The sequence below is a fragment of the uncultured Oribacterium sp. genome (assembly GCF_902481605.1).
In the GTDB taxonomy this organism is placed as follows: domain Bacteria; phylum Bacillota; class Clostridia; order Lachnospirales; family Lachnospiraceae; genus Oribacterium; species Oribacterium sinus.
In genome coordinates, this window is the sequence record NZ_CABSXI010000057.1 from 1 (window position 1) to 14,551 (window position 14,551).

The window sequence follows — 14,551 nt, forward strand, 5'->3', positions numbered from 1 at the left end:
TGTACAAAATTAGGAGCATTTTTTCGGAAACTTAGTCTATAGCCAGAAAGAGGGAAAGTAGATAGAATACTATTAGCATAAGTATGCGAAAATCCTGGAATTCAGATACCGGTTTTCTGCTGAAAAGAAAGCATAAATCATATTTATAGAAGGAGAAACAGCATGGCAAGTGTGCAGCTCAAAAATGTGGTAAAGAAATACCCCAACGGATTTGTGGCAGTAAAAGATTTTAATTTAGAGATTGAAGATAAGGAATTTATCATTTTCGTAGGACCTTCAGGATGCGGTAAGTCCACTACCCTTCGTATGGTGGCAGGACTGGAAGACATCAGCTCCGGAGACCTTTTTATCGACGGAAAGAGAATGAATGATGTAGAACCGAAGGATAGAGACATTGCCATGGTTTTCCAGAACTATGCATTATATCCTCATATGACTGTATACGATAACATGGCCTTCGGACTGAAGCTTAGAAAAGTACCAAAGGATGAAATCGATAAGAAGGTGCATGAAGCTGCAAGAATTTTGGATCTTGAGCACTTGCTGGACAGAAAGCCTAAGGCTCTTTCCGGAGGACAGAGACAGCGTGTGGCTATGGGACGTGCCATCGTTCGTCGTCCGAAGGTATTCCTGATGGATGAACCTCTTTCCAACCTGGATGCAAAGTTAAGGGCACAGATGCGTGTAGAGATTGCAAAGCTCCACAAGTCCTTAGAGACTACCATCATCTATGTAACCCATGACCAGACCGAGGCTATGACACTGGGAACCAGAATCGTAGTTTTGAAGGACGGTTATATTCAGCAGGTAGATACTCCGGAGAACCTTTACGATACCCCCTGCAACAAGTTCGTAGCAGGATTTATCGGATCTCCCCAGATGAATATGATTGATGCGGAGTGCACAGAAGAGGGCGGCGCTGTAAAGTTAAGCTTTGCAGGAAACACCATCACCTTAAATGAAAAGAAAGCAGCTGCTTTAAAGGATAAGGGCTATATCGGAAAGACTGTCACATTAGGAATTCGTCCTGAAGACTTACATGACGAGGAAGAGTATCTTTCTCAGCATGGACAGTCCGTGATTTCCGCAGAAATTCGTGTATACGAGATGCTCGGAGCGGAGACCTTACTCTACTTCGATATCGGAGATGCTTCCTGGACCGCAAGAGTGAATCCCAAGACCAAGGCAAGAACAGGAGATACCGTTCGCTTTGCTTTGGATGAGAACAAGATTCATATTTTCGATAAGGAAACAGAGCAGACGATTACCAACTAAGAGAATTTGGCTTTGTAGAAAAGCAATAAAAGTTTTTTGAAAAACTGGTAAAAAAGACAGGAAAAGAACTTTTCTTTCCCTGTCTTTTTTTAAAATGCTTGAAAATTGGAAATAAACTGATTATAGTAATGGGGAAAAACGATAAGGTTGGGAGAAGAGATAAGGTTGAGACGTGATTGGAAAGGCTGCATTCTTCCCCCCGGTGTAGTTCATGAAAGAATGGAGTAGAGATGATTTCAAATCAGGTTTTGCAAAGTACAATTGATTCCTTAAAGGGAATCGCCAGACTGGATATTGCCATTGCAGACATTGACGGAAAAGTATTAGCCACAACTTTCCAAGAGGATAGGGATGTATCCGAGATGGTCGTCTCTTTTGCGGCCTCTCAGGCGGATTCTCAGGCAGCAGGAGGCTTCCAGTTTTTTAAGATTTTCGATGAGCACCAGCTGGAATATGTTCTGATTGCCCATGGAGATACGGATGATGTATATATGGTAGGAAAGCTTGCCGTATTACAGATTCAGACTCTTTTAGTGGCATACCGTGAGAAGTTCGATAAGGACAATTTTATTAAGAACCTTCTTTTAGACAACTTGCTTCTGGTAGATATTTATAACCGGGCGAAGAAGCTTCATATCGAAGTGGGCGTTCGTCGTGTAGTGTATATGGTAGAGGCCAAGGATAACCTGGACGGTTCCGCGCAGGAGGCTTTAAAGAGCTTCTTCTCTTCCGAGCCCAAGGATTTTGTGACTGCGGTAGATGAGAAGAACATTATCGTGGTGAAGGAGCTTGCTCCGGAGGATGATTATAAGCAGGTGCAGAAGGTTGCGGAGAGCATGATGGATATGCTGTCTTCCGAGCTTATGCTTTCAGCAAAGATTTCCTACGGTACCATTGTGAACGAGATTAAGGAAGTTTCCCGTTCCTATAAGGAAGCTAAGATGGCTCTGGAGGTAGGAAAGATTTTCTTTGTGGACAAGGAGATTATTGCTTACAATGCCCTTGGTATCGGTCGTTTGATTTATCAGTTGCCGATTCCTCTTTGTAAGATGTTTATTAAGGAAATCTTTACGGACGTTTCCCCGGATGATTTCGATGAGGAAACTCTGTCCACCATTAACAAGTTCTTCGAGAACAATCTGAATGTATCCGAGACTTCCAGACAGTTGTATATCCATAGAAATACCTTAGTGTATCGATTGGATAAGCTGGATCGTTCCACAGGACTGGATTTAAGGGTCTTTGATGACGCCATTACCTTCAAGATTGCCCTCATGGTTGTAAAATATATGAAGTATATGGAAACTCTTGATTTTTAAAGCAGATTTTCCCAAGAACGCCAAGAGCTGAATAGCTTTTGGCGTTTATTCTTAACGAGTATCGCACGCGTAGTGTGCGATATCTCGTTTCTGAAATAGAGTGAAAGGGCAGTTAGGAGAAATAGATGGACGCAAATGAGGAGAAGCATTTGAGGGAAGAGGAATCAAGGCAGGAACCTGAGAAAGTAGCATCGGGGTTGGGACCGGAAGAAGTGCGGACAGAGACATCGGGACCGGAGACGGAGGAAGCGCGGACAGAGACATCGGGGCCGGAGACGGAGGAAGCGCGGATAGAGACATCGGGGATGGAGACGGAGGAAGCGCAGAAAGCCGGGCCGGAACAGAATAAAAAAGGGATTTGGAAGGGAGTGGTATTTTTCTTCCTTTGCTTTACCCTTTCCTTTGTTCTTGGTGCGCTTTTGTGCTATTTTTATTTCTTCGGATTTCCGAAAAGACAAGAAAATCAGGCCATTCATAATGGAGCGGCCAGTTCTTCCACCCTTTCCGACTCCAATCTGGAGAACTTGGAGTCTATTAACCTTCCAAGAGTTACGGAGAAGCTTAGGAAGATTCAGGATTTGCTGACGGACAGCTACCTTTATCAGGAAAATGGAAAAGATGCGGAGGAGATGATTTACAAGGGCTTTTTGACAAGCCTTCTGCAAGAGGATCCCTATGCTGCTTACTATACAAAGGAAGAGATAGAGAAGACCAGAAATCGTCAAAAGGGAATATACAAAGGAATCGGTGCGGCGGTATCCGAAAAGGAAGGCGGCCCCTTGGTAGAGTATGTTTATCCCGGATCTCCTGCGGAAAAGGGAGGTCTTTTGGCGGGAGATGTTGTACTGAAGGTGGACGGCATTTCCGTGGAAAGCCTTAGCCTAAACTATATTGTGGAGAATCTGATTCAGGGTTTGGCGGGAAGCTCTTTGGAAATGGTGGTGAATCGAAACGGTGAGGAAGTCACTCTGCGGATTACCAGAGGAGAGGTGGTCATTCCCGGCTCTGAAGTTGGAGATGTGGCAGAGATGTTGAAGCTTCAGAGCGGAGCTGAAAAGCAAAATGAAACAGACCCACAGAAGAGTGAAGAACAGCAGCCTGATGTAAATAGGGATGTCTTAGCCAGGCTAAAGCCTGGAGATATCGGTTACCTTTCCTTAAGGGGATTCTATATGGAGGCGGTGGATTCCTTCATTTCCCAGTATGAATCCGATATTGACGGAAAGAAGAAGGCTTTGATTATCGATTTACGAGGAAATCCGGGGGGTGACGTGGAAGCGGCAACCAAACTGCTGGATTACTTTCTGCCGGATCATTTGCAGAAGCCGAAGAGAAAGGACAGCGATAACAAAACTGTACAGATGGAAAATCGTGGCGAAAGTGCTTCCTCCTCCGTCTTGGAAGTCACTCCCAACCCCAATCGCCAATTTGAAAAGGATAAGACCCTTCTTCTTTATACGGAAGATAAGTGGGGAAAGGGAAAGGACTGGTATGCCAAGGATGGACATGAAGTGGACCTGCCCATCATCATTTTAATGAACCAAAACTCCGCCTCCGCTTCGGAGCTTTTTGCAGGAACCATGCAGGATTATGACAGAGCCTGGGTTTTCGGAACCCAGTCTTACGGCAAGGGCATTGTGCAGACGGTACGAAGCTTCCCGGACGGATCTGCGGTGGAGTTTACCACCCATTACTACTTTACGCCGGCAGGACGAAACATCCACAAGAAGGGAATTACACCGGATCTTACGGTGGAAATGCCGGAGGCGGATCAATTCACTTATCTTCGGGACAGAACAAAAGACCTGCAATTAAGAAAAGCAGCAGAGAGTCTTTATATTAATTTTATACACGATAAAAACAGCCCATGATATACTCAGTTCATCAGAAGATGAACAGTAATGGATGGTGAGGCATGGTATTTTTTATCGTTAATCCCCGAGCGGGACAGGGAATGGGGTTACGACTTTGGGAGAAAATGAAGGAAGAGGGAAAGTCTTTGTTGGGAGAAGAAGGCTTTTCCGTTTTCTTTACGGAAAAACAGGGAGATGCCAGACTCTTTGCCAGAGAAATCACCAGAGAGATCAATAAAGAAAATCATAGAGAAATCATCGGAGAGATCAATAAAGAAAATCATAGAGAAATCACTGGAGAAAATCCTAAAGAAACCCAACAAGAGATTCATAGAGATTATTCCGGAGAAAGTAAAAGAAAAGCAAAAGCCATATATGAAGAGGATAGGATTTGTGTCATCGGCGGAACAGGCACCTTAAATGAAGTAATTGACGGGGCTATGCTGGATAACAATTCCTTTCCGATTTCCTTTTTGCCGGTACATAGGGACAACGACTTTGCCAGAGCGCTGCAAAAGGGTTATAAGATTCCGGAAAGTCTTTCGGCCCTTTTTGCCAAGGAAGAGCGAAAAGTAGATTACGGCATTGTAGAGGGAGAAAGAGGACACAGACGTTTTGTGGTCAGTGTGGGACTGGGCTTTGAGGCAGCTGTTCTACAGGAGCTGCTCAGTATGGGTTGCAGCATTTGCCCCAAAGAAAAACAGCGGATTCGTTCCAAGGCTCTTTCTTATTTTTATGCTTTTGTGAAAGAATTAAAACGGGCAAAGAAAATCAAAGGAAGTATTCTCCTGGATGGAGAAGAACGGGTGGAATTCCAGCATATCCTCTTTTTGTCCATTCATAACCACCCTTATGAATCCGGCTATGCTTTGGGATGCGGAGCTTCCGGAGAAGACGGTGTTCTGGATTTATGTTTGGTCAGCACCAAGAAAAAGCTTCGATTGCTTTACATTATGTTTGCGGCACTTTTCGGAAAGCATAAAAGCCTTCCCGGAGTGCATTGCTACCGGTTTAAGAAGATGGAAATTCATTTGGAACAGGAAGTGGCCTTCCATGTGGATGGAGAATCTTTGGGAAAACAAAAGGATCTTTTCATTTCCTGTATGCCCGGAAGATTGCGGCTGCAAATTTAAAACAGATGGGAAGAAGATAGACATAAAAGACTGTTTCTTGAGGTTTCTGGAAAGGGTTTAGCAGAGATAAAAAGCTTAAGCAGAAATGAAAAGGTCTTAGAGAAAGGAATGGGAAAATGAGAGTTGGGTTGGGGTATGACGTACATAGGCTGGTGGAAGGAAGAGACTTGATTCTTGCCGGGGTAAAGATTCCTTATGAAAAGGGACTTTTGGGACATTCCGACGCGGATGTGGTGCTGCACGCTTTAACCGATGCCATCCTGGGGGCAGCAGCTCTTGGAGATATCGGAAGACATTTTCCGGATACGGAGGAACGCTATAAGGGAATTTCTTCCGTCCTGCTTTTGGAAAAGGCCTATGCTTTGGTACAGGAGAAGGGCTATACTCTGGGAAATGCAGACATTTGTATCCTACTGGAAAGACCGAAAATCAAGAATTATATTCCGGAGATGGAAGAATGCATCGCCAGGGCGCTTCATTGTGAAAGAGGACAGATTTCCGTGAAAGCCACAACAGAGGAAGGCTTGGGCTTTACCGGAAGGGGCGAGGGGATTGCGGCGAAGGCCATTGTGCTTTTGGAAAACCGTTAACACTATGGTAAAATGAAGGGGAGTCTCGGAAAAGAAAAGTTCTTCGGAAGTTTTATGCATTGTCACAAATTGAACACAATATCTCTTTAAAATAAAGAGATATTTTTTATATAAGATAATGCTTCAGTAGATGGAAGACAGTGTTTTTCTGCAATATTATTAACGGAAAAATATTTTAAGGGGGAGAAGAGATGAAACGTTTTATTGGGATAGTCTTTTCGGCTTTGCTTTTCGGAGTGATTGCCGGAACTTGTATGGTGGGCATCAATTACCTTGCTCAATCCAATGGGATTTATCATATTCTGGCGGAAGGAGAGCTTTCTCAGGATAATGAGGCGAATTCGAAGCAAGACAGTACTCAGGAATCCAAGGAAGAAAAGCAGAAAGAAAAGCAGGAGAAAAAGACCAGCGCTTCCGATGTAGAGAAGGAAAAGACGGTGGTGCAGGCGGATTCCGGCTCTGTCAGTCAGGTGGCTAAGGAGGCTATGCCTTCCGTTGTAGCTATTACCAATATGATGCGTTATCAGGAAAACGGTTTTTCCATCTTCGGCGATATCCAGAGAGAAACCGAGTATCCTGCCAGCGGTTCCGGTGTCATCGTTGGAAAGAATGAAACGGAACTTTTGATTGCCACCAATAATCACGTGATTCAGGACTCCAATTCCTTAACCGTAAGCTTCATTGACGACAGTACCGCCAAGGCTCAGGTGAAGGGAACCGACGCCACGGTGGATTTAGCCCTTGTTTCCGTGAAGCTTTCAGACTTATCTCAGGAAACCAGAGATAAGATTAAAGTGATTGAAATCGGCTCCTCCGATGCTATGGAGGTGGGAGACCAGGTAGTAGCCATCGGAAATGCTTTAGGCTATGGTCAATCCGTAACCAAGGGAATCATTTCCGCAAAGGATAGAGATGTGGAGACGGAAGACGGAACCGCAGAGGGATTATTACAGACGGATGCGGCTATCAACCCCGGTAACTCCGGCGGAGCCCTTCTGAATATGCAGGGCGAATTAATCGGTATCAATGTGGCCAAGTACTCCGACACGGATGTAGAGGGTATGGGCTATTCCATTCCATCCTCCAAGGCAGAGAGCATTTTGAAATCCCTTTCCACTCTGGCCACCAGAGAGGACGTTCCCAAGGAGGAACAGGGCGTGCTGGGCGTACAGGTGAAGAATATCGATGCTCAGACTGCAGAAAGCTTTGCAATGCCTAAGGGCGTATATATCTTTAAGATCCTAGAGGACACCGGAGCACAGAACAGTGAGCTCCAGGAAAGAGATATTATTACCAAGCTGGACGGACAGGGCATTGCCACTACCGCAGATTTGAAGTCTCTTCTGTCCAAGTACCGTATCGGAGAAGATGTTACTTTAACCGTAATGCGTCAGGATGGCAGCGGTAAGTACAACGAAGTGCAGGTACACGTTACCCTTGGAAAAGCCAACGCAACAGATTACGGAACATCTAACGGCTCAGCATCCTCCGGAGAGCAACAGCAAGGCGGTAATTCTCAGGGAGAGGCTCCGCAGGGCAATGCACCGGAAGGAAATTCCGGGGACAATGGGGAAAGCTCTGCACCATCCAAGGAACAAGAGGGTAACTCAAAGGGAAAGCAGAGAAGATCCAAGGAAGAAGAGGATTTCTATAAGCAATTCCAGGATTTCTTCAACGAGTACAAGAGATAAAGTTTAGTAGATAAGGGATAAGCTTTCCGGATAATCGGAAGAAAATTACATATCGAAGGACAGTTAGAAATTAATTGTAAAGGGACTGTAAAAATCTATTTTGATTTTTACAGCCCCTTTTTTCTTGACTTTCCTATTTAGAGAGATATACTTTAATTACTAAACTATACAACTGTACATAATAAATTGTACAAAAAAACAATATGAGGATATATCAATGAGCGAGGAATTGAAAGAATTATTCGGACAATATGGTGGGGTAATGAAGACTTCGGAACTTAGAGAAGCAGGAATTTATTACAAAAGAATTCAAAATCTTTTGGAGCAAGATAAGATAGAGCAAATTAGAAGAGGCTATTATCAATACATACAAGAAAGCAGCTTTTCAGAGATTCCTATTTTAAAAGCGTTATTTCCCGATGGCGTCCTGTGCATGGAATCGGCATTAGACTATTATGGATATACAGAAAAAACGCCTTCTGCTTGGCATTTGGCGGTGGACAGTAAGAGCAGTCGAACAAGATTTTATATAGATTATCCCATAGTTAAACCACATTTTATTAGAACGAATCGATATAATCTTGGAATAGCTGAAGTAGAGATAGACGGAACAATTATGCAAATATATGATAGAGAGCGAACAATTTGCGATGTATTGTTTCACCGTAATAAGTTGGATGCAGAAATTTTCAATACAGCTATTCATCGGTATGTTTCGGAATCTCAAAAAAATGAGGCTAGGTTAATGAAATATGCGAAACTTCTACGAGTTGAGAAAAAGATTAAGGAGGTACTGGGGATATGGCTGTGAAAAATATGGCGGCTTCTATTCTGACAAGACTTAAGAACCAGTCAAAACAAGAGAAAATTCCATTTCAATTGATTCTTCAACTTTTTGCACAAGAAGAATTTTTAAGAAGGCTGTCACGTTCTACCTATGTTAATCATCTTATTCTAAAAGGCGGAATGTTTATCTATACATTAACAGAGTTTGATTCCAGACCAACAAGAGATATTGATTTTTTACTACGGAATCTTCACGGAAGCTTGACAAATATAGAACAAAGTATGAGAGATATTTGTAATGTTGTTACAGGTAATAGTTATATTACATTAGATGTTATAGGTACAGAACCAATTTCGGTGGAGAAAAAATATCCGGGAATAAAGACGAATTTTATAGGGAAAATTGAACGAGTTCGCATTCCTTTTTCGATAGATATAGGAATTGATGACATTATAATTCCAAATCCAATACAAAGACATATAGTGACCAGACTACCGGAGTTTGAGTCTCCGCTGGTTTATACATATTCCTTAGAAAGTACCATTGCAGAAAAATTTGATGCAATACTGCAGAGAATGTCCGGAACAAGTCGGATGAAAGACTTTTATGATATTTACTATTTATCCGGCATATTTGATTTTCAGGGGACGATACTTACTGAAGCTATAAGTAAGACATTAATTCAGAGAGAAAGAGAATTGACTCAAGACGCGTTCGACGATATTTCTACTTTTAAAGATAATGCCTTTCTGCTAAAACAGTGGAGAGCTTTTGAGCCTGCTAGAAAAATAAATCTAAGCTTTGAAGAAGTAATTCAACGGTTGATTTATTATTTGGAGCCAATCTATCAATGTATATTGGAAAATACGCTTTATACAAAGAACTGGGATTGTGAACATCAAGCTTGGGTAGAAGTGAAGTTCAAAGATGATATTTGACATATCCAATTTTCCAGACGCTGTCTGGAAAATTAACTTGGTCACATCATTTAGAACTTTTGTCTATAGAAGATAATGACAAGCGTAGTTTTAATGAGAAAGAAACAGAGAATGCTAGTTGGTCTGTAAGAGAACTAAAACGTCAATTATTTCCCTGCATTTCTTGACGAACTGTGGGAAAAACTATACACTAAAACCATATTTGTCCTCATTTATGAGAAGATTGTCTTCGTAGAAAGGAAGCAAAGCTATGAAAATTTATAATACCATGTCGAAGCAAAAAGAAGAGTTTGTCCCCATTGAAGAGGGGAAGATTCGGATGTATGTCTGCGGCCCCACGGTTTATAATTTAATTCATATCGGAAATGCCCGTCCTATGATTGTGTTCGACACTTTCCGCCGTTTTATGGAATATAAGGGCTATAAGGTTTGCTATGTCTCCAACTATACGGATGTGGACGACAAGATTATTAAGACTGCCATGGATGAAGGTACAGATTGCTCTTCCATCACGGAGCGCTATATTTCCGAAGTGGAAAAGGATATGTCGGATCTGAATATTATGGAGGCTACCGCCCATCCCAAGGCCACGGAAGAAATTCAGGGAATGGTGAATCTCATTGATGTGCTGGTAAAGAAGGGCTTTGCTTATCCGGTGGAGGGTACGGTGTACTATGACACCACCGCATTCCCTTCCTATGGAAAGCTGTCTCATAAGAATATGGAAGATCTTCGTTCCGGCCTTCGTGAGCTGAAGGTTTCCGGAGAGGAGGAGAAGAAGAGTCCTACAGACTTCGTGCTTTGGAAGCCTAAGAAGATGGGAGAGCCTTACTGGAATTCTCCATGGAGCGAAGGACGTCCGGGCTGGCATACCGAATGCTGCGTAATGGCGCCGAAATATTGCGGGGGTGCTTTGGATATCCATGCCGGCGGTGAGGATCTTGTTTTCCCTCATCATGAAAATGAAATTGCCCAGTATGAGGCGGCTCACGGCGAGCAATTTGCCCGTTACTGGATGCACAATGCTTTTATCAACATTGACAATAAGAAGATGTCCAAGTCTCTGGGAAATTTCTTTACGGTAAGAGATGTTACATCCCAGTTTGACCCCATGGTGCTTCGTTTCTATATGCTTTCCGCCCATTATCGTAGTCCGCTGAATTTCTCCAAGGACTTAATGGAAGCTGCCAAGACTTCTTTGGGAAGAATTCTCACCGCGATTTGGCGTTTGCAGGATTTGATTCCTCGTTTGGAGGAGAAGGCATTTTCCAAGGAAGAAGAGGAAAATGTGAAAACCGCAGAAGGCTATGAAGCTATCTTTTCCGAGAAGATGGAAGACGACTTAAATACAGCGGATGCGATTACACAGATTTTTGAGCTGGTACGTCTTGCCAATGCCACTGTAGAGGAGCATTCCTCCAAGGCCTACGGGGAAGCTTTGTTACAGAAGCTGGAAACCTTAATGGCAGTTCTTGGAATTCGTACCGAGAAGAAGGAAGAAGAGCTTGGTGCCAAGGTGGAAGCTTTGATTCAGCAAAGACAGGATGCCAGAAAGAACAAGGATTTTGCCAAAGCGGATCAGATCCGTGACGAGCTTTTGGCTATGGGTATTCAATTGAAGGATACAAGAAACGGTGTGGAATGGCAGAAGATTTAATGGCAGAAAGTTTAGAGAATCTAAGCTTTCAGCAGAGCGAAATGGAGAGTCGAAGCGTTAAGGAGCAAGGCTCTTCAGGGATAGAATGTGCTATGACAGCGGAACTTTTGCAGAATACATTATCCATCGAGCAACAAGTTATTAACGATGAAGCTCCGAACTTATCCCCTTTGGCTTTAGCCTACGTGGGGGACTCCATCTATGATTTTCGGGTGCGAGATTACCTTTGCAGAAGATATCAGGAGAATCTGAATCGAGTGAACAGCAGAAAGACCAAGCTGGTTTGTGCTAAGGCCCAGTCGGATTTGATGGGATATTTAATAGAAGAAAAGCTCTTAACAGAAGAGGAGCTTTCCGTTTATCGAAGAGCCAGAAACCATAAGTCCCAAAGCCACTCCAAAAACTCCAGCATTATGGATTATCGGAGAGCCACCGGATTTGAGGCATTTTTAGGCTATCTTTATTATGCGGGAAAGATTTCCAGATTGATTAGTCTGGTGGAGAAGGGCTTGGAGCATTTACTGGCAGAGAATGAAGCTAAGGAATAAGTAAAGCTATAAAGAAAGCTATAAGTAAAGCTATAAAGAAAGCTATAAGTAAAGCTATAAAGAAAGCTATAGAGAAAGCTATAAAGAAAGCCATATAGAAAGCCATATAAGAAAGCTATATAGAAAAGTACTTATAAAGTGTCAGAGCATAGAAATAGGAAGTAGTAGGAAAGAGGAAGAGGATGAGAGAAGAGGGATATACCCTAATCGGCAGAAACCCGGTGCTGGAGGCCTTTCGTGCCGGAAAGACCATTGACCGCCTGTTTATTCAGGATGGTTTAAAGGACGGCCCTATTTTAAGCATTCTTCGAGAGGCGAAGAAGCAGGATTTGGTGATTGACTTTGTGAAGAAATCCCGTTTGGATGAGATGTCCTCCGGAGAAACGCACCAGGGTGTTATTGCCTATCTTTCCGCCTATGAATATGCGCCCTTGGAGGAGTTATTACAGGTGGCGAAGGATAAGGGCGAAGCGCCTTTTTTCTTTCTGTTGGATGGAATCGAGGATCCCCATAATCTGGGGGCGATGATTCGTACCGCAAATCTTGCGGGAGCCCATGGGGTGATTATTCCGAAAAGAAGAGCGGTAGGCCTAACCGCAACCGTAGCCAGAACTAGCGCCGGAGCCCTGAATTATACCAAGGTTTGTAAGGTGACCAATCTGGTGCAGACCATGGAAGAGCTGAAGAAGGAAGGGATGTGGTTTGTCTGCGGCGATATGCGTGGGGAAAGCATGTATAAGCTGAACCTGACCGGTTCAATTGGGTTGGTACTGGGAAATGAAGGGGAAGGGGTTTCTCGTCTGGTAAAGGAAACTTGCGATATGCAGGCCTCCATTCCCATGAAAGGAGAGCTGGATTCCCTCAATGCTTCCGTGGCCTGCGGTGTTTTGGCTTATGAAATTGTAAGACAGAGGCTGTTGCAAAATGGATAAAGTTAAGGCAACCTGGAAAATTCATGAAAAGCTTTGGTTTTTTGCCCTCCTGATATTTTCGGGGGGCTTTTATGGTGGATACACTTACAGTCTTAGAGGACAGGTATTTGCCAATGCCCAGACGGCCAATCTTGTCATCATGATGCTTTCTTTGGGAAAGGGAAAATGGGGGAGAGCCCTGTATTCTTTGGCTCCCTTTACCGCCTATATGGTAGGCGTGATTTTATCGGAGTATATTGGGCAAAACCATAAAAATCTAAAGAAGAGAGATTTTGAAGAGAAAATTCTCCTTTTTGAGTCGCTGGTTTGCTTCCTTGTGGGGCTGATGCCGGCGAGTTGGCCGGATCAGTTATGTCAATTAAGCTTAAGCTTTATCTGTGCCATGCAGTTCAATATTTTCCGAAAAGCGGAGGGAATTCCCATGGCCACCACCTTCTGCACCAACCATATCCGGCAAATGGGAAGTCATCTTACCCAAGCCTTGTTTTTCAAAAATGAAGAATCCGCACGCCTTGCGAAGAGACACGGCCTGATGATTCTTGCCTTCGCTTCCGGTGTTTTGGCGGCGGTGCTTTTGTCAAAGGTTTTCGGACTTTACTGCATTTTTGGAATGACGATATTGCATCTCTTTCTCTGGGGCAAACTACATTTAGACAATAAAAGCTATGAAGAGAGAGCAAAAAAGCTAAAGGAAGAACAAGGCAGATAAAAGAAGAGCTAAAAAGCTAAAGGACGAACAAAGAAGATAAAGCAAGATATAAAACGAGATAAAAGAAGATAAACGAAGAACCAAAAAGATAGAATGAAGAGGAAGGAAAAGAAAGTAGGGCCAATGAGCGCTTGTAGAGAAGAAAATTGTTGGGAAATTGACGGAAGAACCGGACTTTTCGGCCTTTTGGGCAGTCCGGTGGAGCATAGCCTTTCTCCTGCCATGCATAACGAAGCCTTCCGTTTGTTGGGAATCAATGCCCGCTATCTTGCCTTTGATTTACAAAAGGAGGATTTACCGGGCGCATTACCCGTTTTTCGGAAAATGAAGCTGCAAGGCTGTAACCTCACCATGCCCTTAAAGGAGGCGGTGATTCCCCTTTGTGACAGCATTTCCAAGGAAGCAAGACTTGCCCATTCGGTAAATACTATGGTCTTCCGGGATAATGGAGAGATTGAGGGACACAGTACCGATGGTAAAGGCTTCTTTAGGGGCTTGGAAGCAAAGGGACTTGCTCTAAAAGGAAAGAAGCTCAGTCTTTTAGGATTAGGAGGTGCCGGAAAGGCCATCCTTAGCTATGGCATCGGAACAGAGCTTTCGGAAATAGAAGTATTGGTTCGAGAAGCAAGTAAGGGAAAGTACGAAGACTTTGTAGAACGATGCGAAAAGGAATCCGGAAGAAAGATTTCTTTAAAAAGTCTGGAAAGGGATTTGGAAGAAGTCTGCGGGAGCAGTGATATCCTGGTGAATGCCAGTTCCGTAGGGATGAAAGAGGTCCGTTCCCTGGTAGAGGATAGTCGCTGGCTTCATAAGGGACTATTTGTAGCAGACTGCATTTACCATCCCTTGGAAACGAAGCTTTTACAGCAGGCAAAGGAACAGGGATTATCTTATATGAACGGCTTACCCATGCTCTTTTATCAAGGGGCGGAGTCCTTCCGGCTATGGACCGGAAAAGACTTTCCGGAAGCGGAGGTCTATACCCTTTTGGAATCAAAGGTCAAAGAAAGAGAAGGATAGAGATAACACATAAAGTTTTTTGCGTATCCACAGTATAGGTCTGAACACGGGGCACGCTCCCGCTAACTTCGCCTTCGTAAGGGTACTAAGCTTCAAGCT

Annotated in this window: 12 protein-coding genes and 2 pseudogenes; all 14 read left to right on the forward strand. The window is 43.5% G+C overall.

The annotated features are described in order from the left end of the window. The first annotated feature begins 162 nt into the window (after positions 1–162). The 14 genes and pseudogenes from RDQ32_RS08810 to aroE all read left to right on the forward strand — a co-directional run bounded on the left by RDQ32_RS08810 (position 163) and on the right by aroE (position 14,452). The gene (locus tag RDQ32_RS08810) at positions 163–1,275 is read left to right on the forward strand and encodes an ABC transporter ATP-binding protein (RefSeq protein ID WP_183684538.1); all 1,113 of its coding nucleotides are present in this window, start codon (positions 163–165) and stop codon (positions 1,273–1,275) included. Between the two features lie 230 nt (positions 1,276–1,505). Beyond that, positions 1,506–2,594: a CdaR family transcriptional regulator gene (locus RDQ32_RS08815; protein ID WP_007156767.1), complete on the forward strand. Its 1,089-nt coding sequence runs from the start codon at positions 1,506–1,508 to the stop codon at positions 2,592–2,594. Positions 2,595–2,719: 125 nt separating this feature from the next. Then, entirely contained in the window at positions 2,720–4,465 is a 1,746-nt protein-coding gene (locus RDQ32_RS08820; protein ID WP_308580075.1) for a S41 family peptidase, read from the forward strand. A 44-nt stretch (positions 4,466–4,509) separates the two neighbouring features. Then, a complete protein-coding gene (locus RDQ32_RS08825) occupies positions 4,510–5,580 on the forward strand; it encodes a diacylglycerol kinase family protein (protein ID WP_308580076.1) in 1,071 nt (356 codons plus the stop codon). A 116-nt stretch (positions 5,581–5,696) separates the two neighbouring features. Next, positions 5,697–6,170 carry a 2-C-methyl-D-erythritol 2,4-cyclodiphosphate synthase gene (gene ispF, locus RDQ32_RS08830; protein ID WP_183684535.1) on the forward strand — a complete coding sequence of 158 codons (474 nt, stop codon included), beginning with the start codon at positions 5,697–5,699 and terminating at the stop codon, positions 6,168–6,170. Between the two features lie 191 nt (positions 6,171–6,361). Then, the gene (locus tag RDQ32_RS08835) at positions 6,362–7,861 is read left to right on the forward strand and encodes a trypsin-like peptidase domain-containing protein (RefSeq protein ID WP_308580077.1); all 1,500 of its coding nucleotides are present in this window, start codon (positions 6,362–6,364) and stop codon (positions 7,859–7,861) included. A gap of 217 nt (positions 7,862–8,078) precedes the next feature. Further along, complete coding sequence (locus RDQ32_RS08840) at positions 8,079–8,672, forward strand: type IV toxin-antitoxin system AbiEi family antitoxin domain-containing protein (RefSeq protein WP_308580079.1); 594 nt, start codon at positions 8,079–8,081, stop codon at positions 8,670–8,672. 5 nt (positions 8,673–8,677) lie between these two features. Further along, positions 8,678–9,415 (forward strand): annotated as a pseudogene (locus RDQ32_RS08845) (nucleotidyl transferase AbiEii/AbiGii toxin family protein); the annotation flags it as partial. A gap of 152 nt (positions 9,416–9,567) precedes the next feature. Further along, positions 9,568–9,735, forward strand: a pseudogene (locus RDQ32_RS08850) (DUF1016 N-terminal domain-containing protein); the annotation flags it as partial. 101 nt (positions 9,736–9,836) lie between these two features. Beyond that, positions 9,837–11,243: a cysteine--tRNA ligase gene (gene cysS, locus RDQ32_RS08855; RefSeq protein ID WP_308580083.1), complete on the forward strand. Its 1,407-nt coding sequence runs from the start codon at positions 9,837–9,839 to the stop codon at positions 11,241–11,243. After that, positions 11,243–11,791 carry a ribonuclease III domain-containing protein gene (locus tag RDQ32_RS08860; protein WP_308580085.1) on the forward strand — a complete coding sequence of 183 codons (549 nt, stop codon included), beginning with the start codon at positions 11,243–11,245 and terminating at the stop codon, positions 11,789–11,791. The genes cysS and RDQ32_RS08860 overlap by 1 nt, the downstream gene beginning before the upstream one ends. A 182-nt stretch (positions 11,792–11,973) precedes the next feature. After that, positions 11,974–12,723: a 23S rRNA (guanosine(2251)-2'-O)-methyltransferase RlmB gene (gene rlmB, locus RDQ32_RS08865; RefSeq protein WP_007156759.1), complete on the forward strand. Its 750-nt coding sequence runs from the start codon at positions 11,974–11,976 to the stop codon at positions 12,721–12,723. Then, a complete protein-coding gene (locus RDQ32_RS08870) occupies positions 12,716–13,432 on the forward strand; it encodes a YoaK family protein (RefSeq protein ID WP_308580087.1) in 717 nt (238 codons plus the stop codon). Before rlmB ends, RDQ32_RS08870 begins: the two co-directional genes overlap by 8 nt. Positions 13,433–13,555: 123 nt before the next feature. Next, positions 13,556–14,452 carry a shikimate dehydrogenase gene (aroE, locus tag RDQ32_RS08875; protein ID WP_308580089.1) on the forward strand — a complete coding sequence of 299 codons (897 nt, stop codon included), beginning with the start codon at positions 13,556–13,558 and terminating at the stop codon, positions 14,450–14,452. Positions 14,453–14,551 lie beyond the last annotated feature (99 nt).

Excerpts from the sequence above, each read along its gene's own strand:
- RDQ32_RS08820 (WP_308580075.1), top strand. The coding sequence starts at position 2,720 with ATGGACGCAAATGAGGAGAAGCATTTGAGGGAAGAGGAATCAAGGCAG.
- RDQ32_RS08815 (WP_007156767.1), top strand. The coding sequence starts at position 1,506 with ATGATTTCAAATCAGGTTTTGCAAAGTACAATTGATTCCTTAAAGGGA.
- rlmB (WP_007156759.1), top strand. The coding sequence starts at position 11,974 with ATGAGAGAAGAGGGATATACCCTAATCGGCAGAAACCCGGTGCTGGAG.
- RDQ32_RS08860 (WP_308580085.1), top strand. The coding sequence starts at position 11,243 with ATGGCAGAAAGTTTAGAGAATCTAAGCTTTCAGCAGAGCGAAATGGAG.
- aroE (WP_308580089.1), top strand. The coding sequence starts at position 13,556 with ATGAGCGCTTGTAGAGAAGAAAATTGTTGGGAAATTGACGGAAGAACC.
- ispF (WP_183684535.1), top strand. The coding sequence starts at position 5,697 with ATGAGAGTTGGGTTGGGGTATGACGTACATAGGCTGGTGGAAGGAAGA.
- RDQ32_RS08825 (WP_308580076.1), top strand. The coding sequence starts at position 4,510 with ATGGTATTTTTTATCGTTAATCCCCGAGCGGGACAGGGAATGGGGTTA.
- RDQ32_RS08870 (WP_308580087.1), top strand. The coding sequence starts at position 12,716 with ATGGATAAAGTTAAGGCAACCTGGAAAATTCATGAAAAGCTTTGGTTT.
- RDQ32_RS08810 (WP_183684538.1), top strand. The coding sequence starts at position 163 with ATGGCAAGTGTGCAGCTCAAAAATGTGGTAAAGAAATACCCCAACGGA.
- cysS (WP_308580083.1), top strand. The coding sequence starts at position 9,837 with ATGAAAATTTATAATACCATGTCGAAGCAAAAAGAAGAGTTTGTCCCC.
- RDQ32_RS08835 (WP_308580077.1), top strand. The coding sequence starts at position 6,362 with ATGAAACGTTTTATTGGGATAGTCTTTTCGGCTTTGCTTTTCGGAGTG.
- RDQ32_RS08840 (WP_308580079.1), top strand. The coding sequence starts at position 8,079 with ATGAGCGAGGAATTGAAAGAATTATTCGGACAATATGGTGGGGTAATG.